Origin of the sequence: Bacillus sp. ISL-4 (assembly GCF_018613275.1) — a bacterium.
In the GTDB taxonomy this organism is placed as follows: Bacteria; Bacillota; Bacilli; order Bacillales; family DSM-1321; genus Peribacillus; species Peribacillus simplex_E.
In genome coordinates this window covers 169,118-192,323 of record NZ_JAGGQN010000014.1, presented here as the reverse complement: position 1 = coordinate 192,323, position 23,206 = coordinate 169,118, and the positions used below count along the sequence as shown (strand labels likewise).

Here is a 23,206-nt window from a genome sequence, read left to right as displayed (position 1 = left end):
TCGTTTCATGAAGGATGCTTATTATTAAGGTAACAACTTAAAGGAGGAATTCATTCATGAAAAAACAGTGGAGTACGATTAAAGAAGGTATCATTCAAAGGAAAAAGGTAATCATGACGGTGTCCATGGCCTCCGTTTTACTTTTTGGCGGTGCTGCTGGAACGGCGGTATATGCAGTCAATAAGGGTAACCTATCCGAGGATGAGGCTGTCAAAATGATTTCAGAAAAACTAGGCGGGGAAGTTACCCAATTTGAAAAGGATTGGGACCAGCCGATGACCTATGAGATGACCGTTAAAACGAAAGAAGGCTATCAAGACGTTGACGTTGATGCTGAAAAAGGAGAGATTCTTTCTCAGGAAATGGAAGACGGTGACGATGACGATCTGAGCACACAACAAGCGGCGGAAACTGCAAAAATCAGCAGTGATCAAGCCGAAAAGATTGCCTTGAAAGCGGTGGATGGTCAAGTAACGGACATGGAGCTTGATTCGGAGAATGGCACCCTTGTGTACGAGCTGGAAATAAAACAAGGACAAAAGGAATATGATGTAGTTATAGATGCCACCACGGGAAAAGTATTGAAAAACCAGTTGGATGATTAATCGATGGTAATCTGTGATTTATAAAAGATTTTGAACTGAAGTGCATGAAAGGATTTGCCGAGTGGCAGATCCTTTTTTTATTGCCATTATGAGTCTCAAGCGAAATTAGGGAAAAAGAAAAAACTACCCTTAGATGAAGAGGTGGATGGGGAGAAACCACCGTATAGCTGATGAAATATTTGAGGTTATAAAGGAATTAAAAAAAGGAATCGCGAATAGGGGCAATAAGGAATCTTATACAATGGAGGAATGTAAATGGAAAATTTGAAAATGGCACTGTCATTACGAGGAAAGAAAGAATTCAAAAAATCCAATCGATTATTAATGGATCTGGCAAAGCAAAATCCCGGCGATGCAGTCATACAGTATCAGTGTGCCTGGAGTTTGGATATTCTCGGACTTGAGGTAAAGGCGGTGCCCTATTATGAAGCGGCACTCAAATTAGGTTTGCCGGAGGAGGAGGCAAAAGGGGCCTACATAGGATTGGGGAGCACATATCGCACCATAGGGGAATATGAAAAATCAAGACAGACATTGGAATCAGGGCTGGCGAAGTTTCCTGAGGATAAAGCTTTATTGGTATTCAGGGCCATGGCTTTTTATAATTTGGACCAACACGATCTTGCAATGGAGTCTTTATTGAAGATAATTGCCGAAACCTCTAAGGATCGAGACATACAATCTTATGCTAAGGCGATAGAATTTTATAGTGATAAACTGGATAAAGTTCACATAATAGTGATCATCCCCAAACTATCCACAAAGCCTGGATAAAACAAGTCATTCTTACATGTCCGAAATGAATTAATCAACAAATATGATGGGAAATTTCTTGTGTTTAGCACATTTACGGATAAATGAATGTGGATAACCCCGAATTGTGGATAACTTTCCGGTGTTATTCACTACTTTTCCACAGGTAATCCACATATTCACCTTTATATGATAAAAAACACTGGCGATTAAGTCTTCAGGAATTTTTTATTGTAATGACTTAAGGCTAAAAGGGGATAAATATAGCGATAGCTATGATAATGCATATACAAAAAATCTGCCATTCCCTGGCCTGCAGGATAATCATTGGTCCAGCTGTCTTGTTGACCTGCACGTATGAGATAGGCAATGCCTTTTTCGATTTCGGCTGTCGGCTTTTCGGATGCCGATATCAACGCATCCACAGCCCAAGCTGTATGTGTCAGTGTACTTTCTCCGAGTGGGATATATCGTTGTTTGATATCACTGTAACAAGATTCACCCCAGCCCCCATCTTCATTTTGAATTTTCTTCAACCAAGTTAAGGCTCTTTGGATGGATGGATGACCAGTGGCTTGCCCTGCTGCCTTCATGCCAGTCAGTGCAGACCATGTGCCATATAGATAGCAGATGCCCCAGCGCCCATACCAGGAGCCGTCACGCTTCTGGTCTTCCAATAGCCAATCCACCGCTCTTTTACTGACTTCTTCCGGCTTCTTCATATTTGTATAGTTCCCGAGGAATTCCAGCGTTCTTCCTGTCAAATCAGCGGTAGAAGGGTCAGTCAGGAGGTACTTCGACCCCTCTATAGGAAGAAGGTGCAGCCATTTATGGTCGTTATTCCGTTCGAAGGCTGGAAATCCGCCATCATCATTTTGCATGGATATCGTGAAGGAGACACCGCGCTGCCAGCTGTCCCGATTATCCGGTTTTGCTTGCAGTTGCTTAGCCAGCGCCCGCAGTGAGGCGGTCGTATCATCGACATCCGGATTCATGGTATTGAAATCCGAGAACCCCCAGCCGCCTGGAATCACGTTAGGATTATGGATTTGCCAATCTCCATACATATAATGCTGGCGTGACAGTAAGTACTGATTGGCGGCCTTGACCGTTGGGTCTTTGGAAGGTATGCCCGCTTCTTGAAGGGCGTAGCTTATTAAGGAGGTATTCCAAACATGTGGCGTCGTTAACTGGATATGTGTGTGTCCCTTAATGGAGCAGGCCATCCCCTTCAGACCGGCAATGGCCTTTAGAATCACTGGATCCTTTTTCGAGTATCCAATTGAAAGGAGGGCAAAGATCATGAAAAAGGTAGAACCGAAATAATTGTACAGTGTCCCGTCTGGTTCCAGCCTGTCGAGCATGAACCTTTTCGTTGAATCCAAGGCTAAGGAATGTAAATAATCGGGATAACCAATCAGAGTTTTGACGCCTGTTTGAAGTTTGGAAAAGAAGGAACGATATTCTTCGGTACGATACTCTTCCCATACATGCTCTTCGGAAAGGTCCTCCCTTGTTTGAAATAATTCTTTTAAACTTGGCGTGTCCGGGGTTTTGATCTGAAACTTTTTATGGCCAAGCAATAGCAATGGTATCATGTTGACCCGCCCATATACGGAAAGATCATAAATGCTGACGAAAAAGGTCGGAGGAAGTAAGACCACTTCGAGAGGAATGGGGAATAGGCGCGGCCATTGATATTGTCCGGTAACAGTAAGCATCATTTTCGTTAACATTTTAGCCTGTTTGATGCCACCCTTGGAAAGAATGAATTGTTTGGCTTTCCTCATATGGGGATCGTTCTTATTGCGGAGTCCGCTAAAAAGAAGGCCATAATAAGCCTCGATCGTAACCGTAACATTGCCGTCCTTCTCGTCTTGGAAAAGTTTCCATGAACCGTTTTCCGTTTGCTTGCTTTCGATTCTTTTTACTAAAGCCTCTATAAGAGGAGCATCTTCCATATCTAAAATTTTCAATAATATGATCATATAGGCATCTGCCGTTATCCCGGTGTCAAAGGGATAATTCCACGAACCATCAGCGGATTGGTCTTGTTTCAAGCGATGAACAAGGCGATTGATTTCCAATTGTACATGTTGGTTCAATGACTTTCCTCCTCTAAAAACACATTTTCCGTTTATATGTATATTCAAAACTTGTTGTCGCATTCAAGAAATCATGTCAGGCGCATCGTCCCACATGAATAAAGGAGGTGAAACTAAAAACGCTTTGGCAATGAAAGCTGCCGAAGCGTCATTTAGATACTATGCATCATTTAACTGGTAAGGAAGATGGCTGCATATAGCGGTAAATCGGCAGTTCTTTTCCTTTATCAGCCGGGATGAAATTGAATGTCACATAGCTGTCAATGCCTTCAGGTTCGAGGGCAAGGGGGATGAAGTTGGCATCAGGCTGGGCCATGTCGAAAACATAGCTTCCTTTTGGGAAATCCCGAGTTGTTGAAGTAACGGTTGTCGTGACTTCCCTTGTGGAATGTCCGCTTTCCAGTTCAGCGGAAATTTTTAAATCCTTGACCCTATAGCTTTCAACAGCTATTTTCATAGGTTTTTTTAATTTTTTAACTTCTACTCCCAATAGCTGAAGTTTCTTGGCGATATTTTCATATTCCGGTGGAAGGATATAGGCTGTCGGACGATCTCTAACAAGGGTAGGGTAGGCATCGGTAGAATCCAGCCAATCGATGGAGGCTTCGGCCATTTTAGCTTTCGCTAAATCGACTACTGTCAATTTTTGATCCTTAACCATTTTATTTTCACTGGTGATGACAATTTTATCGTTATCATTTGCTTTTCGCCCTTTTTGCACGACTTCAGTTTCTGCCTGTTTAACGGCCTTTTTAACTTTAGTGGCCTGTTCAGCTGCCGTTTTGATGAAGGCTGCTTGAGCTGTAGCTTGTGCAAAAACACGTCGTTTAAAATCCGTACGGCCGATATTGATTCCCCTCGTTTCAATTAAATAGGTCATTGTATTTTTCAAACCGAGGGCGTTTCGGCCAATCCGGGCTTCTGTACTTCCTTCTGTGGCAGTAAGGACTCCATCATCTGAAGTAGCCAGTGTATAGTAATCGTGGTAGGAAAGCTTTTCTTTTTCCAATGCTTTAAAAACATTCGGTAAAAGCAGTTCATCGGAAGCTTTTCTAAGCTGTTTGGGAATATTTAAATTCTTGGCTGAGGAGATGAGTAAATCATAAAAAGCGATCGATCCATTTGCTCCCACTTTTTTCAAGGGGGCGGGATTCACTGTATATTCATGTACATCCAGAATGACTTCCGGTTCATAATCATCGATTGACTGATGAATCGTCTGTACTTCAGGATACTCCACTTTTAAGTAGTCCCTATTCGCATCCATGTCATTTGCGGTATATCGTTTGAAATAATAAGAGCCATCAGGATTGACGCGTGGAACGATGGCAACATTCACTTTATCTAGGACATCACCAAGCTTGCCTTCAGCCAGCCATTGTGCAAGGACTAATGTTGATTCACCTGAAGCGGGTTCATTGCCATGGATCTGACCTTGAATCCAAATCAATGGTTTATGTGAACTCTTATTCGGTCTTTTTGAATCCTTGCTGAAAAGAAGCATCGGGATGTCGCGTCCTTCTGTGGATTTGCCTATCGTCTTGAACTGGATGTTCTTGTATTTATGGGAGAGGGACTTGATATGATCCAACATTTCTTCCTGGCTCGTAAAGGCGATCTTGTTTTGTTTAAAGGCAGGAGTGTTGAAAGATACATTAGGGTCAGGGAAAAGGTGGGAGAGGGTATCTGGTTGAATGTAGCTTGGACCATTTCCATAATAAGGGGTGAATTCTTCTGCTTCGGCTATGGGGCCAGGCAATCCAGTGACAAGACTTAGTGTTACGGCTGATACGATGGTAGGAATGATTTTTTTCATGGACGTCCTCCTGTCTATCTTTTTCCATAAATTATCATATATTAAGCTATTTATACAGTGAAAACGTAGGAAATAGTGAAAAACAGGAAGTAACGACTAGATTAATGATTCCATAGCATAATTCCCAATCCTTTAAATAGATCTTCATCACCTGTATTCTGTATAATTACAGGTGGAAAGTCAAAATGATACGGATCAAGCAATTTGCTTGGCCCATATCATTTCAATTCATCATGTAACATATTTAAAAGGTCCTGTGAATCTTCGCCACTCAATATCTGGCCGTTCACTTTCGCATAGGGGGTTTTCTTACAAAGTTTACACTCACTCAAACATTCATATTCTTTATATTGAATCCTTGGATTCGCTAAGAACTTACCATAATCAGCAACTGTTTGTTCATTAAGGAAGCGGTCAAGATTATTTTGGCAAAATTCAATCTGAATTTTCGCCTTTTTTGAGAACACTTTGGATAGCAAGTTTTTCATTATATCGCTTCTTTCATTGGAAGAGTAAATATTTGTTATTTCGATTTTATCACTTCCTGTAACGAAATGCATGATTGTTCCCCAAAATTCATTACAATATGACTATTCGGAGAATATCAAAGTAATTCCCTTGTATATATTGACACATGTCTGAGAAATGATAGAATAAGAGTTAATGATAATGAATCTCATTATCACGAATGGGAAAACCTTGTAACTATTGCGACTTCATAATTTCCATTTCATTAGGTGACTTTGCGATAGTCTTTATTCAAATATATTTAATTAAAAATATTATCGCTGTATTAACTGAGATAGGAAGAGTAGGAAATGTAGATGAAGATAAGATATTTAGTCATGGCGTTAATTGTTTTATCATTTACGTCATTATTCATTGGCGTAAAAGATATTACCCCCCTGGATTTATTGGATCTAAGTGATGATAAAGTGCAAATCATGCTGCAAAGCCGTTTCCCCAGAATGGTGACCATAGTCATTGCAGGTATTGTGATGAGTATAAGCGGTCTGATCATGCAGCAATTGAGCCGCAATAAATTTGTATCCCCGACGACTGCCGGAACCATGGATTCTGCAAGGCTTGGACTTCTTCTTGCCATTATCATTTTTCCATCGGCAGCACTTATTGAGAAAATGGCATTCGCTTTCATATTCGCTTTGGCAGGTACATTCTTGTTCATGAAAATTCTTGATCAAGTGAAATATAAGGATACGATTTTCATTCCATTGGTCGGTTTGATGTTTGGTAATATCGTCGGATCCATCTCGACTTTCTTTGCCTATAAATATGATTTGATTCAAAGCCTCAACACATGGATGAATGGAGATTTCTCGATGATCATGTCGGGAAGGTACGAACTTATATATGTAAGTATCCCTCTAGTCATTCTCGCATACTTCTTTGCCAATAAATTCACTGTGGCAGGGATGGGTGAGGAGTTTGCTATCAATCTAGGACTCAATTATAAGCTTATAGTCAATTTTGGGTTGATCATCGTGGCATTATCCTCCACTGTCGTTTTGTTAACGGTGGGAACGATTCCTTTCATAGGATTGATCGTACCAAATATTGTATCCCTTTACCTTGGTGACAATTTGAAAAAGAGTCTTTCTCATACAGCATTGCTAGGGGCAGTATTCCTATTGATCTGCGATATTCTGGGCAGGATCCTCATATATCCATTTGAAATCCCGATCGGACTCGTGGTTGGTGTGATAGGAAGCGCCGTATTTATCTATCTGATACTGAGGAGAAAGGCATATGAATAATAAAAGTAGGATCATTATATTGGCTGTTCTTGCAGCAGCTTTAACGGCAGGTTATATCTTTTGGGATCTTGGCCCGAATTGGGATTATGCACTGCCGAGAAGGGTTATAAAAATCATCGCCATCATCGTGGTTGGTTGTGCAATAGCTTTTTCAACAGTGATTTTCCAGACGGTCACGAATAATAAAATCCTGACACCGAGCATTTTAGGGTTGGACTCCATGTATATGCTGATCCAAACGGGATTGATTTTCCTCTTCGGTTCAACGCATATCATGATCATGAATAAAAATCTCAATTTCCTGATCACACTTGCGGCCATGCTTATTTTTTCCAGCCTGCTGTTCAAGTTCATGTTCAAGAAAAACCGCAATATTTACTTCCTATTGCTGATCGGTATCATCTTCGGAACCTTATTCGGAAGCATGTCTTCATTCATGCAGGTATTGATTGACCCGAATGAGTTTCAAATCATTCAAAATAAAATGTTCGCCAGCTTCAATAATGTCAACACGGATCTGTTGACGTTAGCTATTATCCTCATGATAGCGGCAATGATATATTTCATGAGATTTTTGAAATATTTAGATGTCATGTCACTGGGGAGGGACCAAGCCATAAACTTGGGTGTGGATTATGATTTTGTCACGAAGCGGGTTTTAATCGTCGTTACGGTTTTAATCTCCATTTCGACTGCCCTGATCGGTCCAATCACGTTCCTCGGATTACTTGTTGCAAATGTGGCATATCAATTCATTAAGTCCTATCAGCATAAACATATTATCCCGGGTGCGATGCTGATCAGTGTGATTGCCCTGGTCGGCGGCCAATTCATTGTGGAGAGGATCTTTACGTTCTCCACCACCTTAAGTGTCATCATCAACTTTGTCGGCGGTGTCTATTTCATCTATCTTCTATTAAAGGAGAATAAATCATGGTAGAAGTGAAAAATTTATTCAAAAAATATAATAGTAAAACGGTTGTCGAGGATGTTTCCATTGAAATAATGAAAGGGAAAATCACATCCTTCATCGGTCCCAATGGAGCGGGGAAAAGTACCGTCCTTTCGATGATCAGCCGTCTCATTACCCGGGATTCGGGAGAAGTCCTGATCGATGGTAAGGATATGGGGAAATTCAATAGCAATGAACTTGCGAAAAAGATTGCCATCTTAAAGCAGGCTAACCACATCAATATCCGTTTAACGATTCGTGAACTCGTCGCCTTTGGCCGTTTTCCTTATTCACAAGGAAAGCTGACCAAAGAGGATTGGAAATACGTCGATGAAGCGATTGAATATATGGAACTTGCCGACATGCAGGATAAGTTCCTTGACCAGCTTAGCGGCGGGCAGCAACAGCGGGCCTTCATTGCCATGGTTATTGCTCAGAACACGGAGTATGTACTTCTTGATGAACCCCTGAACAATCTTGACATGAAGCATTCCGTCCAAATCATGAAGGTATTGAGGAGATTGGCAGATGAATTAGGGAAAACGGTCATTATCGTCATTCATGACATTAATTTTGCATCCTGTTATTCCGACTATATTGTCGCATTGAAGGATGGCAAGGTTGTTCATAATGGACCTACCGAACAAGTCATCAATTCCAGTGTATTAAAGGAAATCTATGATATGGATATTGAAATCCAAAGTATCAATGACAATAAGATCTGTGTGTACTTCACGTAAGACAATTCCATTTGGTTTTAAATTACTTCAGTATTCGTAGCCGTCCCAGAATCACCTCGTACGCTTCTTAGGCAGTTAAGAGTTGGCGGGCGCCCAAGACTTTAGCCGCCTCCTGTTCATACGGCAGGGAAAGTGATGAAGGTGAACTCTGAGAGGGTGAGGATTCAATATGTAATTTTAAATAAAAATTTTTTCGAGGTGACCATAATGATCAAGAAATTATCTTTACTGCTTTTGGTCGCAATGCTTGCTGTAGTGGCTGTAGCTTGTGGATCAGATAAGGAAAAAGAAGAATCAAGCGCGAAAAAGGAAAGTGCTAAAAGCGAAGAAATTACTGTTAAGCACCAACTAGGAGAAACGAAAGTAAAAACAAACCCTGAAAAAGTCGTTGTATTCGATATGGGTGCTCTTGATACTCTTGATAAATTGGGTGTGGAAGTGGCAGCTGTTCCTCATGATGGCCTTCCAAAATACCTTTCTAAATATGAAGGTACAACTGAAAATGCCGGCGGATTAAAAGAGCCTGACTTCGAAAAAATCAACGAAATTGCTCCTGACTTAATCCTTATTTCTGGCCGTCAATCTGAAGCATATGAAGAATTAAGCAAAATTGCCCCTACTGTTTTTGTGGGTGTAGATACAACAAAGTATATGGAATCATTTGAAGAAAACGTAACGCTTTTGGGTAAAATCTTCGATAAAGAAGACGAAGCAGCTAAACAATTGGCAAGTGTTGAAGAAAACATCAATGCTTTGAAAGAAAAAGCCCCAACTGACAAAACTGGTTTAATCGTTCTTTCTAGCGGTGGAAAAGTAAGTGCTTACGGACCGGATTCAAGATTTGGAATCATCCATGATGTATTCGGAGTACCTGCAGTAGATGATAAATTGGAAGTATCGACACATGGTCAAAGTATTTCTTTCGAATACATTGCTGAAAAGAATCCTGATTACCTATTCGTTGTAGATAGAGATGCGGTTGCCGGTGATGGAGCTAGAGCGAAAGAAACTGTTGAAAATGACATTGTGAAAAATACAAAAGCATTTAAAGAAGGTAATATCATTTATCTAGACCCTAACTACTGGTACTTATCAGGAGGCGGTTTAGAATCTGTTGACGCTATGGTTAAAGAAATTTCAGAAGGCATTAAGTAATATAAATATGGTTAAAGGAAATCCTGTCCTCGATTGAGGGCAGGATTTTTATTTTTTATAATAAAGCTGGAAGAAACAAATATACTAACAAAGGGGACGAAAAGAAATTCTTACAAAACACAGGTAAGCTTATAAGGCGCCACAACCCCCGTTAAGGGGAATGGAAAAGACAAGACCTATATTCAAGCCTGTTACCGCTGCTATGGTCATATGGGCTTCTATCGAAAGAATATAACCCTTCAGCCGATATGGAAAAATTCAGTTTCTTCCTATTATAATGTCATTTGCATCCTTTCCGGTTCCAGGAGTGGTTTTAAAATTGTAATTTAAGTGAACTTTGGTAAATTGAATCTTTTATGGAAGATGAAAATTATCCTGGAAAGTAAAAATATAAACACAATATGATAACACTTACAGGAAAAATTATTTAAAAAAGCTAAATAAATATCGGGGAGGGGAATGATGTCGATATTACGCGAAATCCATTTGTTAGTTTATGGGATTTTAGTGTGGCAGAACGCAATGATAAACGGGTCAAACTTTTGTATCAAAAGTGCGGAGGAGAGATGCATCCATGTAACCGGCCATCCATTTTTAACTGTCGAATTATCGGGAAAGAAATCCTGGATATATCTATAGCTTTAAATAATTGAAGATTTATATCTTACATATTTTGTAATGCACTGGTTTTTTTATAAAGAGTCGTTTATAATGGTAAAAGCCTGAAGGACGTGAAACTAATTAGTGACTGTCAACCGCAGTCACACCAAAAAGTTACGGTGATATTTATTGGATTAAGACATGGAGTTCCTATATATTTGTTATAGGTGCGCTGAACATTCGGGACGGGCGAAACTCTGTTATTTTTTCAAAGGCTTGTTCATAAGCTAAAGAAGTGTTCTGGATATGAGGAGTCATGGATGTGACAAAAGGTGGTTTTCACAATCTTGACTATCCAAGTGAAAGAATGCTATTATAAGGTTTCTGATTTTCCGTCTTTTGTAAGTTTGTAAAAATTTATATAAATAAACCACTAGATTAATAGAGGTGAAAGCATGAATAATTTTGTAAAAAAAAGCCGGCATTTATTTGCAGATAACATACTAGGCTTTTTCTTTATTGCGGTAGTCTTGTTTACGATAAAAACTTATATTGGATATCGAGTTGAATTTAACTTAGGTATTGAAAATGGCTTGCAACAGTTCTTACTGTTCATAAACCCGATTAGTTCAGCCATTTTATTCTTTGGCTTGGCATTATTGGCTAGAGGCAAAAAATCGTTTAAATGGATCATCAGGTTGAACCTATTGATGTCCTTATGGTTATTCTTCAATATTGTATACTATCGGTCATTTACCGATTTCATTACATTGCCAACCTTGACGCAAGTGCAAAATGCCGGGGATTTGGGGCCGAGTATTTTAGAATTATTTAAAGGCCATGATGTATTTTATTTCCTTGATACCGTCTTTTTGATCGTGTTGTACAGATTCAAAGACTTTAAAGTGGAAGACTTCAAAGTCAAACGCCGTACAGTTGGCTTGGTTTACCTAGCGGGACTTGCAATTTTCGCAATCAATTTGGGACTTGCTGAAAAGGATCGCCCGCAATTATTATCAAGAACATTTGACCGGAACTATATCGTCAAATATTTGGGCATGTTCAACTATACGGTTTATGATGCCGTTCAGAATACGAAAACATACGCTCAACGTGCAACTGCAAATAGCACCGATATCGCAGAAGTGGTTAACTATACGAAGGCAACAAGCGCTGAACCGAACCCTAAGTATTTTGGTGCAGCTAAAGGTAAGAATGTCATCTACCTGCATTTGGAATCCATGCAGAATTTCTTGATCGATTATAAATTGAATGGGGAAGAAGTAACTCCATTTTTGAACTCACTTGCACATGATAAATCAGATTTCATGCACTTTGATAATTTCTTCCATCAAGTAGGCCAAGGTAAAACAGCGGATGCCGAATTCATGCTTGAAAATTCCCTGTTCGGTTTACCACAGGGGGCAGCATTCACAAACAGATCCCAAAATACGTATCAAGCAGCACCAGCGATTTTAGGACAACAAGGATACACATCTGCTGTGTTCCATGGTAATTACAAATCTTTCTGGAACCGGGACAATATGTATAAGTCTCTTGGTTTTAATCAGTTCTTCGATGCAAGCCATTATAATATGGAAAATAAAGAGGAAGTACTAAGTTATGGATTAATGGATAAGCCTTTCTTTAAAGAATCGATTCCAATGTTAGAAACGCTCAAACAGCCTTTCTATACAAAATTCATAACAGTATCTCATCATTTCCCATATGCGATGGACCAGGAAAAAGCAACAATCGGTAAACAAACGACAGGCGATGCTTCCGTAGATAATTACTTCCAGACTGCACGCTATGCCGATGAGGCGCTTAAAGAGTTTTTCGTTTATCTGAAGGAATCTGGTCTATATGATAACTCGGTAATCGTTATGTATGGTGATCACTATGGTATTTCCGAAAACCATAAAGAAGCCATGTCAAAAGTGCTTGGCAAGGATGTTGGCGCATTTGAGAATGCCCAATTGCAACGTGTACCATTATTGATTCATGTTCCGGGTGTTGAAGGCGGGGAAATGCACCAATACGGAGGACAGATCGACCTTCTCCCGACTTTATTGCATCTGTTAGGAATCGAATCTAAAGATTATGTACAATTCGGTTCAGATTTATTGTCAAAAGATCATAACGAAGTGGTACCATTCAGGAATGGTGATTTTGTTACACCGGATGTCACTTCCATTAAAGGTAAATACTACGATACTAAAACAGGGGAATTGGTCGAGGAGAATGATGACATCCTCAATTATAAAAAGAGAGCTGAAACGATGCTCAATTTATCCGACCAAGTAGTGAACGGTGACTTACTCCGTTTCTATACTCCAAATGGTTTTAAACCGATAGACCCTACTGATTATGATTACACATATGATGAAGAAGGTTCTAAGGAAGATAAGACCGATAAATAAGGCTAATGAAAAGAACAGGCAGGAAGCCATCGCTTCCTGCCTGTTTTTTTATGCGTTAGCTCATGCTTTATTGGTCATCATTGCAATATACTTTCTTATTTCATCTGGCTTCCCTGCATATTTTTCAGCACGCTGTTCATCTTTCATGATTTTATCCTTTGCTTTGGTAAGGATTTCTTCACCCATGGCTTGTGGCACGACCACGACTCCATCTATGTCCCCTATGATAATGTCCCTTGGAAATACGGTGACACCCCCACAGGAAATGGGGATATTGGTTTCGCCTACACCCGCCTTACCGCTTGAGGCAACCGCCGTCCCTTTGCTGAAGACAGGGAAATCCATCTCTTTAATGGCTTCAAGATCGCGAATGACTCCATCTACTACGAGGCCGCCAATTTCCATGGTCTGCATCATGCCGACAACGAAGTCTCCTGCTATAGCCCGGTATGTATCACCTTTGCTGTCAACGACTATTATATCCCCAGGCCTTGCTTGTCCGATTGCTTTTAACACAGCTGAATTATCACCAACTGGCATCTGTACAGTCAAAGCTCGTCCAGCCATATGAAATTCTTCCTTTAAGGGTTTAATCGCTGATGACAGATTGCTCAACCCTTCCATTGCATCAGAAATCGCCGTGGTGGGCAAATTCCTGAACTGTTGAATGAGAGTATCCATGACTATGATTCCTCCTTAAGAGTTAATGTATATAGCCTAATTATACACAAATTTTGTAATTTTCTAATAGTTTACCGTTTGATAAAATGGTAAATGTAGTGTAATCAATATATGAAGGGGAGGGAAGTTCTGCTGTCACAAGGGGGTTCAAGCCAAATTCCTTTTTAATCAATCGATTGATTAAACTTTAATAGTTCATCATTATGAAGAGCTTGAAATCCAAGTGTGCACATTTTTAATTCAATGCGGTAATTTCAGAAGAGTGTATATAAGGTGTTAATGGAAATAGTGATTTCCACCGTATGTACTCCATAAGATAGTAAGCATAGAAGCAGTCCTATTAATGTTCGAGTCTCCATGGCAGTTTGATCCGTGCAGGAACATTCTTCTAAGATCAAAAGAAGAATGTTGTTGCATATCCTCGGTGTTTTCCTGATCTGGATGAGGGTATCAGTGAACCAGTGTGAGGGAGGTCACTAATAATCTTCAAAGCAGGAGCAGAATCAAGACGGAGGTTGCCAATGTAAGCCAAAGGGGGCTGAAAACTTCTGGATGAATGATTAAAAAAATGATTCCTGCAATAGTTGCAGCCTGCTGTATGGTCATATGTATAATGAAGTGAATTCCAGCTTTAAAACAGGCTTTAAGCAGAGGCATTTGATTCATTTTCATTCCTCCTTTTTCTATCAATAATATGACCAGGCATAAAAGAAAATACATGGGGATTCGTTTTCTGCCCAATTATTACGGGTATAGTAGAGGTAAATAAAAGGAGGAATCTAGGTGATCATTGTATATATTAGTCTTGCCCTCTTTATCGGATCGATTATCTATTTAGCGTTTGTTGCTTTTAAAACATTTAAGGATTCCAAACCGACAATTGAAAATGTGACTGAAACCGTTACACGCATCCAGGCCAAAACGGACCAGATTAAATCGGAGACGGACCAACTCGCCATGACACAGCAAGAAATCACTGAAGATGTTCAATATAAAAAAGAGGCCGTACAATTTACGGTTGATGCGGCTAAAGAAATACCTGAACCCTTTAAAAATATTTGGTTTTCAATAAAAGGTGACAAGTGGAAGCTTAGAAACAGAAGCGATGCATAAGTGTTTGACCGGTTGAATTTTACCGGAATGGTCCAAGAGAAACGCGCAGGAATCTGCGTACACGGAAGGAAAAAAGCCCGGGAGGTTATGATTTATGACCTATCGGGCTTTTTCTGTAATTGGAGGGAAAAAGATGGCTTGGATTCAATTGGTGATTGCCGGATTATTTGAAGTGGTATGGGCGACAAGTTTAAAGTATACTGAGGGTTTTACGAAATTATTGCCTTCTATCATAACGATTGCTGGTATGGTCATTAGTTTTTATTTTTTATCATCGGCGATAAAAACCCTGCCTATGGGAACAGCGTATGCAATTTGGACCGGAATAGGGGCTCTTGGGGCTGTTCTGGTTGGCATCATCGTATTTAACGAGCCTAAGGATGCGATGCGTTTGGTATTCGTCGGTTTAATTTTGGTGGGGATTATCGGCTTGAAGGTCACTTCTTCTGAATAATCTATTCACTCCTCGTAAATAGTAATGTTAAACGATTTTAGAGGAGTGAAGAAAATGAATTATAAAGCGATAGTATCGAGTGCGATGATGGCATTAGTTATTACAGGTTGTTCTTCTAATGATAAACAAGGTGCCAGTGAAAATCTTGGCCTGAATCGTACCCATCAAGATAATTTAGATAATCCGATGAAAGTAAGCGACACAAGGCAAAATGTTAATGATATTAATAACAATAACAATAATGATAACGGTAATGGCATAAACGATATGAGGGTCTCCAAGGATATCTCAAATCGAGTCGAAGCCTTGAAAGAAGTAAGTAACGCAAGTGTCATCGTTACTGAAAATAATGCCTATGTAGGGGCAGTATTGAAAGACGGCGGAGATAAGGATATCTCCAATGACCTTAAAGAAAGGATTGCAGATGCAGTAAGGGGAGCCGATCCATCGGTAGACCAAGTTTATGTGTCGACAAACCCGGACTTTGTTCAAAGAATGAAAGGGTATGCGAATGATATTGAGAATGGAAAACCCGTTGCAGGATTCGCTAAAGAGTTCCGTGAACTAGTAACACGCATTTTCCCAAGTCCAAGGTAATTGGTAATCATTAAAGAATTAAGACGTAAAGGCTTATCCGGTGGATCCCGGATAGGTCTTTTCCTATTTTGAAGATATCGGTGGATTATGACTAACTTTAAATAGGGTGGTTACAATAATCGAATGAACTAAAAACTTTAAAAAGGAAATGGGGGTGGGATGGTGAGGTTTTTTAAGGGCAGGAGGGAAATGGATGCAGCACCCTTTCAGGTTACTTCCAGGGATTTTCAGGAACTCCTTAAAAAGTTTAAAGCATCTAATGATTTTCTTACCTTCCAATTCCCGAATGATGATGGCTATACTATTTCCTACTTCAATTCACTGGTTAGTGTACAACAGCTTCATGAACAAGTATTGGCTGTCATGTCGAATCAACCAAAGAAGGATCTTAAGCAATTAAAAGGCGATATTCCGATGGAAGATATGAAATTGACGGCTGACCTAAAAGACATTCAAAGGTTGGTTTTGGCAGGATCAATCATGGTTCAATACAAGCGAGATGATGAAATGTGTTTGTTGATTCCATGTGTTCACAGTGTGAAAAGGCAAATTTCCACACCTGAGTCGGAGTATACGGTCGTTGGGTCCAAGGAGGCCTTTGTTGAATCGCTTGATTCGAATCTGAATCTGATCCGTAACCGGTTGCCCACTCCTGAATTGCAGTCCAGGGAATTCCGGGTCGGTAGCATTTCGCAAACAAGGTTAGCGGTACTCTACATAGATGGGGTAGTAAATCAACAGAACGTTAATACAGTCATGCAGAGGATAGATGATATAGAGTATGATACGATCGTCGATATTTCGTTTGTAAGCCAGATGATCACGGATAATCGGAATTCGATGTTTCCGCAACTGATTGATACGGAGCGGCCTGATCATCTGGCCAGTGTATTATCGGAAGGGAAAATAGGGATCATGCTGGATGGATCTCCACATGCATTAGTTGGTCCCAATACCATCATTTCGTTCTTTTCGTCATTTGAAGATTATTTTCAAATTTGGAACCTTGGCACCTCATTCCGTTTGATTCGGCTTTTCGCAGTGCTGTTTTCCGTTTTATCTTCACCTCTGTATGTTGCCGTTTTAACTTATCATTATCAGGTGATTCCAACGGATTTGCTGCCAATCTTAATTTCATCCAGGGGAGTGATTCCCTTTCCGCCGATCTTGGAAGCTATCTTGCTGGAAGGGACGATTGAATTGCTGAGGGAAGCAGCGGTCAGGCTACCTGCTAAGGTGGGCTCCACCATTGGCATTGTTGGCGGTATAGTCATTGGTACAGCCGCCGTGGAAGCCGGATTTGTCAGTAATGTCTTATTGATGCTTGTCGCTTTGGCTGCCTTGGCTTCATTTACGGTGCCGATTTACCAAATCAGTAATACCATCCGCCTTATCCGCTTCCCTTTTCTAATTGCAGCCCAGTTATACGGTCTGTTTGGAATAGCATTATGCAGTGCATTCATTTTAAGTCATTTATTGAAATTGACTTCTCTTGGCAGTCCTTATTTAGACCCGCTTTACCCGTTAAGAATTCATGACTTTAAAGATAGTCTCATTCGCCTCCCTTTTTCAAAGCAGAAAAATCGCCCGCAATTTCTGCGGACGGAAAATCCAGTAAGGATAAGGAAGGAGGCGGAAAAGCGAAACTCCCATAGTGATATTGATGAATAAGGTGAAGAAAGCGGTGAGAAGGTATGGAAGTCAAACCAAATGAAACTAAACTAATATCTCCATTTTTTGTTTTTTTCCTCATGCCCGGCATGCAGATTGGGGTAGGGATATTGGGGTTTGAACGGGTCATAGCGAAAGAGGCTGGTCAAGACGCATGGTTATCTGTCCTCATATCAGGTTTGATCATAAATGTTCTGCTTTGGATGTGTTTCAAGCTTTTAGGCAGGGGTCCCCAAACACTTGATTTGGTCGCCATCCACAAGGATTTGTTTGGTAAATGGGTCGGAAATACTTTAAATATTCTATTCATCCTCTACTTTATAATGATCTCCATCATTCTTATCAGGACTTATTTAGAAGTCATTCAGGTTTGGATGTTCCCTGGTGTCAATGTCCTGATGCTAATAACCGTCATTCTTATTCTCGTGTATAGTTTTGTGGAGGGAGGGTTCAGGGTCATCACCGGTTTTTGCATAATCGGGCTTATTATCGGATCGCCATTATTCCTTTTGAATTACTTCCCATTGAAGTACGCCCACTTTGAAAATTTGGGTCCTTTTCTTGATCATTCCTTTTTGGAAATCATGAAGGCCTGTAAGAAAATGACCCTGAATTACCTTGGTTTTGAATTACTCCTCATTTATTACCCTTTCATTAAAAACCGTGAAAAATCTCAAAAGTGGGCCCACTTAGGGTCGGTGTTTACTATGGTGATATATTTAGTATCCATCATTGTTTCATTAGCCTACTATCATCAAGATCAACTGAAAGATGTAATATGGGCAACTTTGACTTTATGGAAAATTGTAGACCTTCCATTCATTGAAAGGTTCGAATACATAGGGATTTCCGTTTGGCTGTTCATGGTGCTGCCGAATGTTTGCATTGGGGTTTGGGCAGCGAGCAGGACAGCAAAAAGAGTATTTGGACTAAGGCAGAAAAAGATGTTGGTCTTCATTCTGCTAATCATTTTAGTTTCCTGCATTTTTTTGGATAACCGCTATAGAATCGATAAGTTTAACACGATAAGTTCGAAAATTGGTTTTTATATCGTTTATTTGTATCTTCCTCTCTTATTCATATGGCAGTCGATTGTCTATAAAGTCAGGGGGCATAAATCATGAAAATCCGACTTCTCCTGATAACATTGGCAGGTTTCTTGATGACGGCTTGCGGCGTGGAAAAGCAAATATTAGAAGATATTTTAATTGCTGAAGTCGTAGGTTATGATGCCGAAGATAAAAAAATCAAAGGTACGGTCGTTGTCAGCGTTCCTCAGCCTGGGGAGGGAGCAAACCTAGGTAAAGAAGTATATGAAGCGGTCTCCCATGATATAAAGGCAGCCCGCCAGCAGGAAAATGCAAAAACACCATTCCCGATTGTCGGTGGGAGACTGACAGTCATTCTCTATGGTGAAGAATTGGCAGGCAAGGGGTTGAATGATTATGTCGATACATATAGGCGTGACCCAATGGTGGGAAGGGATTTGTATTTAGCGGTCGTTCATGGCAAGGCGGAGGACGTAGTTAAAATGGAGCCGAAGTTGATTAAAACTCCAGGGGTTCAAGTGAAAGAGCTAATCGAACAGAATATAAGGACTAATTTGCCTGATGTGGATCTTCACAGGTATTTATATGCGTGTCATGGTAAAGGAATCGACCCGGTCTTGCCCTTATTGGAAACGGCAGGGGACCAAATACGGGTAAAAGGGATCGCCTTGTTTAAAAAGGATCGTTATTTTGGTAAATATATTCCTTATGAGGACGGATTTTTATTTAAAGTCCTTACTGAAAACTTTAAGATGGGGAGTTATGAAATTAAATGGAAGGAAAATGACTTTACAGATATTAATAACGTGGAGTCACGTGTCCATTATCATGTTTCGGATGCAAATCAAGACCCCAAGGTCAGGATTGAAGTGAAATTAAAAGCGAGACTGCTGGAGGTCCAAGGCTATGACTTGGGCAAAGCGGTCGACCTGAATAAAATAGAGACTAAAGCCGAGCATGTCATTGGGAAAAAATTAAATGAGATGGTGACCATGTTTCAGGAGAACAATATCGATCCGATTGCAATCGGTGATCACGCTAAAAGTAAAACAAGAAATTTCGATCAGAAGCATTGGGAGAAGGCATATCCCTATATTCCTATCGAGGTGGATCTGGATATTGAAATGATTCAAACGGGAATAGCTGAATAAAAGTAGAATATTCTGAAGTTTCCCCCTTTATAATAGAGGTATTGGTGTAATGATTATATCAATGCGGCTAAAGAGGGGGAAAGGCATGGACAAAGCATGGTGGAAAGAGGCAGTTGTGTATCAAGTGTATCCAAGGAGTTTTATGGATAGTGATGGAGATGGGATAGGGGATATAAACGGGATCTTGATGAAACTCGATTATTTACAAGAGCTGGGTGTGAACGTGATATGGCTATCCCCTGTTTATCAATCTCCCAATGATGACAATGGGTACGATATCAGTGATTATAAATCAATCATGACTGAATTCGGGACCATGGCCGATTTCGATAGGTTGTTGAAGGCGGTTCATGAACGTGGAATGAAGGTCATGATGGACCTGGTAGTCAACCATTCTTCAGATGAACATCCGTGGTTCAAGGAATCACGATCTTCAAAAGATAGTCCGAAACGCGATTATTATATTTGGAAACCTGGCAGGAATAGAAAAGAACCGAATAATTGGGAGTCCATTTTTAAAGGTTCAGCATGGGAATATGATGAAGGAACCGATGAATATTATTTACATTTATTCAGCAGGAAACAACCGGATTTAAACTGGGAGAACCCTAAGCTCCGTGAAGAGATCTACAGCATCATGACTTGGTGGCTGGATAAGGGTGTCGATGGCTTCCGGATGGATGTCATCAACTTCCTTTCGAAAGATCAAAGCTATTCAGATGGAGCCGTTCATCATGAGAAACAGTATGGCGATGGAAGCCCCTTTTTCCTGAATGGCCCGCGCATACATGAGTTTTTGCAGGAAATCAATCAACGAGTACTTTCTGGACATGACGTGATTACGGTTGGGGAGATGCCAGGCGTCACACCGGAGGAGGCGCAATTGTTCACAGGTAAAGATCGTGGTGAGCTACATATGGTCTTTCAATTCGAACATATGGATTTGGGGAGCGGACCAGCAGGGAAATGGAGTAATGAAAAGTGGAGGCTTACCGATTTAAAGCGAATTCTTTCCAAGTGGCAGACTGGTTTGGAGGGGGAAGGCTGGAACAGTTTATACTGGAACAACCATGATCAGTCCCGGGTTGTCTCAAGGTTTGGTCATGATGGAAAGTATCGTATTGAAAGCGCAAAGATGCTTGCAGCTTGCCTTCATATGCTTCAAGGGACACCCTATATATATCAAGGAGAAGAGTTGGGCATGACCAATGTTTCATTTGAAAGCATCGATGATTACCGGGATATCGAAACATTGAATTCATATGAAGAACTCGTCAATTCACATGGCTGGTCAAAAGAGCGGATGATGTCTGCCATCCACGCCCGCAGCAGGGATAATGCAAGGACACCGATTCAGTGGAACGACTCCCGGAACGCAGGATTCACGAAAGGGACGCCTTGGATTAAGGTTAATCCCAATTTCCCCGAGATTAATGCAGAAAAAGCCTATAATGATCCGAATTCCATTTTTCATTTTTATAAAAAGCTTATCCAATTACGCAAGAAACATGAAGTCGTCGTTTATGGCCGTTTTGAACTGCTATGGCCGGATGATGAACGAATATTTGCCTACACGAGATCGTTTGAAGAAGAAAGGCTTTTGGTTCTATGCAACTTTAGAGAAGAGCAGGCCTCCTATACTTTGCCTGAAGAGCTGCATGCATATTCAGCCACAAGGCTGATCGGCAATTATGATCAGGAGGAAGAAGGAATCTCCAACAAACCTCTGCGTCCATATGAATGCCGTGTTTATCATTTGAAATGAAAAAAGGACCTGTTCTCCTTAGAACAGGTCCTTTGCGTATTATTTTGATTTAAGGTCACATTCCTCTAGGGGAATGATTTTCGTTTTATGCTTGATTTTATAGCCGAACCATAGGACGAAAAATAAAATTAAGCCAATGTAGGAAACAAACATTGAATTCCAATCGATCCCATCGCTGCTGAAAGCTTGATAGCCTTGTCCGATGATAATGATAATACAAAGGACAAGTGCGAATATAGGCCCGAATGGGAAGCCTTTTGCCCGGAATGGTAAATCATTCATATCAAGGCCTTGAGCTGCGTAAGCTTTGCGGAACCGATAATGGGCAATCGCAATCCCGACCCAGGTGACGAATCCCGCCATGCCTGAAGCGTTCAATAACCAGATATAAACGACGCCATCACCGAAAAACGAAGCTAAGAATGCAACGCAGCCTACTAAAGAAGTCACGATAAGTGCATTCACGGGTACTCCTCTTTTATCTAACTTGCCTAGGAATTTCGGTGCTTTCCCATCACGTGCCAAGTCCCATAGCATACGGGTTGAAGCGTACATGCCAGAGTTACCGGCAGAGAGTACGGATGATAGAATGATCGCGTTCATGATGGATGCAGCAAATGCAAGGCCGGCCCGTTCAAATACAAGCGTGAATGGACTTACGGCAACATCTTCACTCAATAAACGTGAATCGGTAAACGGAATGATCATTCCAATTACAAAAATGGCAAGGATATAGAATAAGATGATGCGCCAGAAAACGGATCTGATCGCTTTTGGGATATTTTTTTCTGGATTCTCACTTTCACCAGCAGTCACTCCAAGCAATTCCGTTCCTTGGAATGAAAAGCCGGCAGCCATGAATACGCCCAGGATCGTGAAGAACCCTCCGTTAAAGGGACCTTCGCCCATTGTGAAATTGGAAAAACCAATTGGGTCTTTCCCACCCATGATTCCGAGAATGATCAGAACACCCGTGATCAAGAAAATGATGACTGTCACGACTTTGATCATGGCAAACCAGAACTCTGTTTCCCCGAAACCTTTAACTGACATGTAATTGATAAGAAACATAATGATTAACGCAATGGCACTCCAGATAAATGAAGGGCTATCCGGGAACCAGAACTTCATAATTAAGACAACGGCAGCCAATTCAGCGGCAATGGTGATTGCCCAGTTATACCAGTAGTTCCAACCAATCGCAAAACCGAAAGACGGATCGACGAATTTGGATGCATAGACACGGAACGAACCGGCCACTGGCATGAACGCTGCCATTTCTGCAAGACTTGTCATTAAGTAATAAACCATGATGCCGATGACCGCGTATGCCACCAAGGCACCGCCGGGTCCGGCTGAATGAATGGCCCCGCCACTTGCTAAAAATAAACCTGTTCCAATCGTTCCACCTAATGAAATCATCATTAAATGACGCGCTTTCAGGCTCCTTTTCAGTTCAGTAGGGCTTGATGCTGATTGTGAATTTGACAATTGATGTTACACTCCTTTTTATTGGAAGGGAACGAAAAATAAAAAAACAGCAGTCGAAAAAGATCGACGGCTGTTTATAATAAACCCGTTTATCCTTCCGAAGATAGCTCCCCACGCTTTTTTGAAAAAACGTGACAGTGGTGTTCCTGTTCGGTAACACCGCCAGCGAGAATATACATGGAATATACCCTAACTTCGGCAACTTATCCTTTCAAACGGAGTCTTGAATTTTCCAGAATCTCGTCCGTTTTACTTTTATAAGCTGCAGCCTCTAACTCATCGGTAAATGAGGAAGTATTCAATTTTCTAA

The 23,206-nt window shown here is 40.7% G+C and carries 20 protein-coding genes and 1 riboswitch; of the genes, 14 read left to right on the top strand and 6 right to left on the bottom strand.

The window, feature by feature from the left end:
• Window positions 1-56 precede the first annotated feature (56 nt).
• Both J7J00_RS13550 and J7J00_RS13545 read left to right on the top strand, forming a co-directional pair.
• Entirely contained in the window at window positions 57-605 is a 549-nt protein-coding gene (locus J7J00_RS13550) for a PepSY domain-containing protein (protein ID WP_214791299.1), read from the top strand.
• A gap of 255 nt (window positions 606-860) precedes the next feature.
• Window positions 861-1,379 carry a tetratricopeptide repeat protein gene (locus J7J00_RS13545; protein ID WP_214791298.1) on the top strand — a complete coding sequence of 173 codons (519 nt, stop codon included), beginning with the start codon at window positions 861-863 and terminating at the stop codon, window positions 1,377-1,379.
• Between the two features lie 188 nt (window positions 1,380-1,567).
• Here the strand turns inward: J7J00_RS13545 and shc are convergent, their stop codons facing one another.
• From shc to J7J00_RS13530, 3 genes are all read right to left on the bottom strand, one after another.
• Window positions 1,568-3,463: a squalene--hopene cyclase gene (gene shc / locus J7J00_RS13540; protein WP_286201335.1), complete on the bottom strand. Its 1,896-nt coding sequence runs from the start codon at window positions 3,461-3,463 to the stop codon at window positions 1,568-1,570.
• A gap of 166 nt (window positions 3,464-3,629) precedes the next feature.
• The gene (locus J7J00_RS13535; RefSeq protein WP_214791296.1) at window positions 3,630-5,279 is read right to left on the bottom strand and encodes a M14 family metallopeptidase; all 1,650 of its coding nucleotides are present in this window, start codon (window positions 5,277-5,279) and stop codon (window positions 3,630-3,632) included.
• Between the two features lie 218 nt (window positions 5,280-5,497).
• Complete coding sequence (locus tag J7J00_RS13530) at window positions 5,498-5,839, bottom strand: DUF1450 domain-containing protein (RefSeq protein WP_214791295.1); 342 nt, start codon at window positions 5,837-5,839, stop codon at window positions 5,498-5,500.
• Window positions 5,840-6,103: 264 nt separating this feature from the next.
• Between J7J00_RS13530 and J7J00_RS13525 the strand changes: the two genes are divergently transcribed.
• The 5 genes from J7J00_RS13525 to ltaS all read left to right on the top strand — a co-directional run bounded on the left by J7J00_RS13525 (window position 6,104) and on the right by ltaS (window position 12,924).
• Window positions 6,104-7,054 (top strand): ABC transporter permease, encoded by a 951-nt coding sequence (locus J7J00_RS13525; RefSeq protein WP_076368205.1) that lies wholly within the window; start codon window positions 6,104-6,106, stop codon window positions 7,052-7,054.
• Window positions 7,047-7,994, top strand: a complete 948-nt coding sequence (locus J7J00_RS13520) for an iron chelate uptake ABC transporter family permease subunit (RefSeq protein ID WP_214791294.1) — start codon at window positions 7,047-7,049, stop codon at window positions 7,992-7,994. The genes J7J00_RS13525 and J7J00_RS13520 overlap by 8 nt, the downstream gene beginning before the upstream one ends.
• Window positions 7,988-8,746: an iron ABC transporter ATP-binding protein gene (locus J7J00_RS13515; RefSeq protein WP_214791293.1), complete on the top strand. Its 759-nt coding sequence runs from the start codon at window positions 7,988-7,990 to the stop codon at window positions 8,744-8,746. Before J7J00_RS13520 ends, J7J00_RS13515 begins: the two co-directional genes overlap by 7 nt.
• Window positions 8,747-8,956: 210 nt before the next feature.
• Window positions 8,957-9,901 carry a siderophore ABC transporter substrate-binding protein gene (locus J7J00_RS13510; protein ID WP_214791475.1) on the top strand — a complete coding sequence of 315 codons (945 nt, stop codon included), beginning with the start codon at window positions 8,957-8,959 and terminating at the stop codon, window positions 9,899-9,901.
• 1,055 nt (window positions 9,902-10,956) lie between these two features.
• Complete coding sequence (gene ltaS, locus J7J00_RS13505) at window positions 10,957-12,924, top strand: lipoteichoic acid synthase (RefSeq protein ID WP_214791292.1); 1,968 nt, start codon at window positions 10,957-10,959, stop codon at window positions 12,922-12,924.
• A gap of 60 nt (window positions 12,925-12,984) precedes the next feature.
• On the opposite strand, the gene J7J00_RS13500 is transcribed toward ltaS, so the two are convergent.
• On the bottom strand, window positions 12,985-13,605 hold the full coding sequence (locus J7J00_RS13500) for an RraA family protein (RefSeq protein WP_214791291.1): 621 nt from the start codon (window positions 13,603-13,605) through the stop codon (window positions 12,985-12,987).
• 486 nt (window positions 13,606-14,091) lie between these two features.
• Window positions 14,092-14,271 (bottom strand): hypothetical protein, encoded by a 180-nt coding sequence (locus J7J00_RS13495; protein WP_214791290.1) that lies wholly within the window; start codon window positions 14,269-14,271, stop codon window positions 14,092-14,094.
• A gap of 117 nt (window positions 14,272-14,388) precedes the next feature.
• Between J7J00_RS13495 and J7J00_RS13490 the strand changes: the two genes are divergently transcribed.
• From J7J00_RS13490 to J7J00_RS13460, 7 genes are all read left to right on the top strand, one after another.
• Complete coding sequence (locus J7J00_RS13490; protein WP_214791289.1) at window positions 14,389-14,718, top strand: DUF948 domain-containing protein; 330 nt, start codon at window positions 14,389-14,391, stop codon at window positions 14,716-14,718.
• 133 nt (window positions 14,719-14,851) lie between these two features.
• Entirely contained in the window at window positions 14,852-15,172 is a 321-nt protein-coding gene (gene sugE / locus J7J00_RS13485) for a quaternary ammonium compound efflux SMR transporter SugE (protein ID WP_098371657.1), read from the top strand.
• A 54-nt stretch (window positions 15,173-15,226) separates the two neighbouring features.
• Entirely contained in the window at window positions 15,227-15,769 is a 543-nt protein-coding gene (locus J7J00_RS13480; protein WP_214791288.1) for a YhcN/YlaJ family sporulation lipoprotein, read from the top strand.
• Between the two features lie 159 nt (window positions 15,770-15,928).
• Window positions 15,929-17,440, top strand: a complete 1,512-nt coding sequence (locus tag J7J00_RS13475) for a spore germination protein (RefSeq protein ID WP_396020543.1) — start codon at window positions 15,929-15,931, stop codon at window positions 17,438-17,440.
• Window positions 17,441-17,463: 23 nt separating this feature from the next.
• Window positions 17,464-18,564, top strand: a complete 1,101-nt coding sequence (locus J7J00_RS13470) for a GerAB/ArcD/ProY family transporter (RefSeq protein WP_214791287.1) — start codon at window positions 17,464-17,466, stop codon at window positions 18,562-18,564.
• Window positions 18,561-19,640 carry a Ger(x)C family spore germination protein gene (locus J7J00_RS13465; protein ID WP_214791285.1) on the top strand — a complete coding sequence of 360 codons (1,080 nt, stop codon included), beginning with the start codon at window positions 18,561-18,563 and terminating at the stop codon, window positions 19,638-19,640. The genes J7J00_RS13470 and J7J00_RS13465 overlap by 4 nt, the downstream gene beginning before the upstream one ends.
• Before the next feature lie 85 nt (window positions 19,641-19,725).
• Window positions 19,726-21,405: a glycoside hydrolase family 13 protein gene (locus tag J7J00_RS13460; RefSeq protein ID WP_214791282.1), complete on the top strand. Its 1,680-nt coding sequence runs from the start codon at window positions 19,726-19,728 to the stop codon at window positions 21,403-21,405.
• 39 nt (window positions 21,406-21,444) lie between these two features.
• Here the strand turns inward: J7J00_RS13460 and J7J00_RS13455 are convergent, their stop codons facing one another.
• Complete coding sequence (locus tag J7J00_RS13455; protein WP_286201333.1) at window positions 21,445-22,896, bottom strand: amino acid permease; 1,452 nt, start codon at window positions 22,894-22,896, stop codon at window positions 21,445-21,447.
• A gap of 96 nt (window positions 22,897-22,992) precedes the next feature.
• A riboswitch (Lysine riboswitch) is annotated at window positions 22,993-23,178 on the bottom strand.
• Window positions 23,179-23,206 lie beyond the last annotated feature (28 nt).

What these genes read in the sequence shown, in the direction of transcription:
- J7J00_RS13550 (WP_214791299.1), top strand. Translation starts at nt 57, where the DNA reads ATGAAAAAACAGTGGAGTACGATTAAAGAAGGTATCATTCAAAGGAAA.
- J7J00_RS13545 (WP_214791298.1), top strand. Translation starts at nt 861, where the DNA reads ATGGAAAATTTGAAAATGGCACTGTCATTACGAGGAAAGAAAGAATTC.
- J7J00_RS13535 (WP_214791296.1), bottom strand. Translation starts at nt 5,279, where the DNA reads ATGAAAAAAATCATTCCTACCATCGTATCAGCCGTAACACTAAGTCTT.
- J7J00_RS13530 (WP_214791295.1), bottom strand. Translation starts at nt 5,839, where the DNA reads ATGCATTTCGTTACAGGAAGTGATAAAATCGAAATAACAAATATTTAC.
- J7J00_RS13525 (WP_076368205.1), top strand. Translation starts at nt 6,104, where the DNA reads ATGAAGATAAGATATTTAGTCATGGCGTTAATTGTTTTATCATTTACG.
- J7J00_RS13520 (WP_214791294.1), top strand. Translation starts at nt 7,047, where the DNA reads ATGAATAATAAAAGTAGGATCATTATATTGGCTGTTCTTGCAGCAGCT.
- J7J00_RS13515 (WP_214791293.1), top strand. Translation starts at nt 7,988, where the DNA reads ATGGTAGAAGTGAAAAATTTATTCAAAAAATATAATAGTAAAACGGTT.
- ltaS (WP_214791292.1), top strand. Translation starts at nt 10,957, where the DNA reads ATGAATAATTTTGTAAAAAAAAGCCGGCATTTATTTGCAGATAACATA.
- J7J00_RS13500 (WP_214791291.1), bottom strand. Translation starts at nt 13,605, where the DNA reads ATGGATACTCTCATTCAACAGTTCAGGAATTTGCCCACCACGGCGATT.
- J7J00_RS13495 (WP_214791290.1), bottom strand. Translation starts at nt 14,271, where the DNA reads ATGAATCAAATGCCTCTGCTTAAAGCCTGTTTTAAAGCTGGAATTCAC.
- sugE (WP_098371657.1), top strand. Translation starts at nt 14,852, where the DNA reads ATGGCTTGGATTCAATTGGTGATTGCCGGATTATTTGAAGTGGTATGG.
- J7J00_RS13480 (WP_214791288.1), top strand. Translation starts at nt 15,227, where the DNA reads ATGAATTATAAAGCGATAGTATCGAGTGCGATGATGGCATTAGTTATT.
- J7J00_RS13475 (WP_396020543.1), top strand. Translation starts at nt 15,929, where the DNA reads ATGGTGAGGTTTTTTAAGGGCAGGAGGGAAATGGATGCAGCACCCTTT.
- J7J00_RS13470 (WP_214791287.1), top strand. Translation starts at nt 17,464, where the DNA reads ATGGAAGTCAAACCAAATGAAACTAAACTAATATCTCCATTTTTTGTT.
- J7J00_RS13465 (WP_214791285.1), top strand. Translation starts at nt 18,561, where the DNA reads ATGAAAATCCGACTTCTCCTGATAACATTGGCAGGTTTCTTGATGACG.
- J7J00_RS13460 (WP_214791282.1), top strand. Translation starts at nt 19,726, where the DNA reads ATGGACAAAGCATGGTGGAAAGAGGCAGTTGTGTATCAAGTGTATCCA.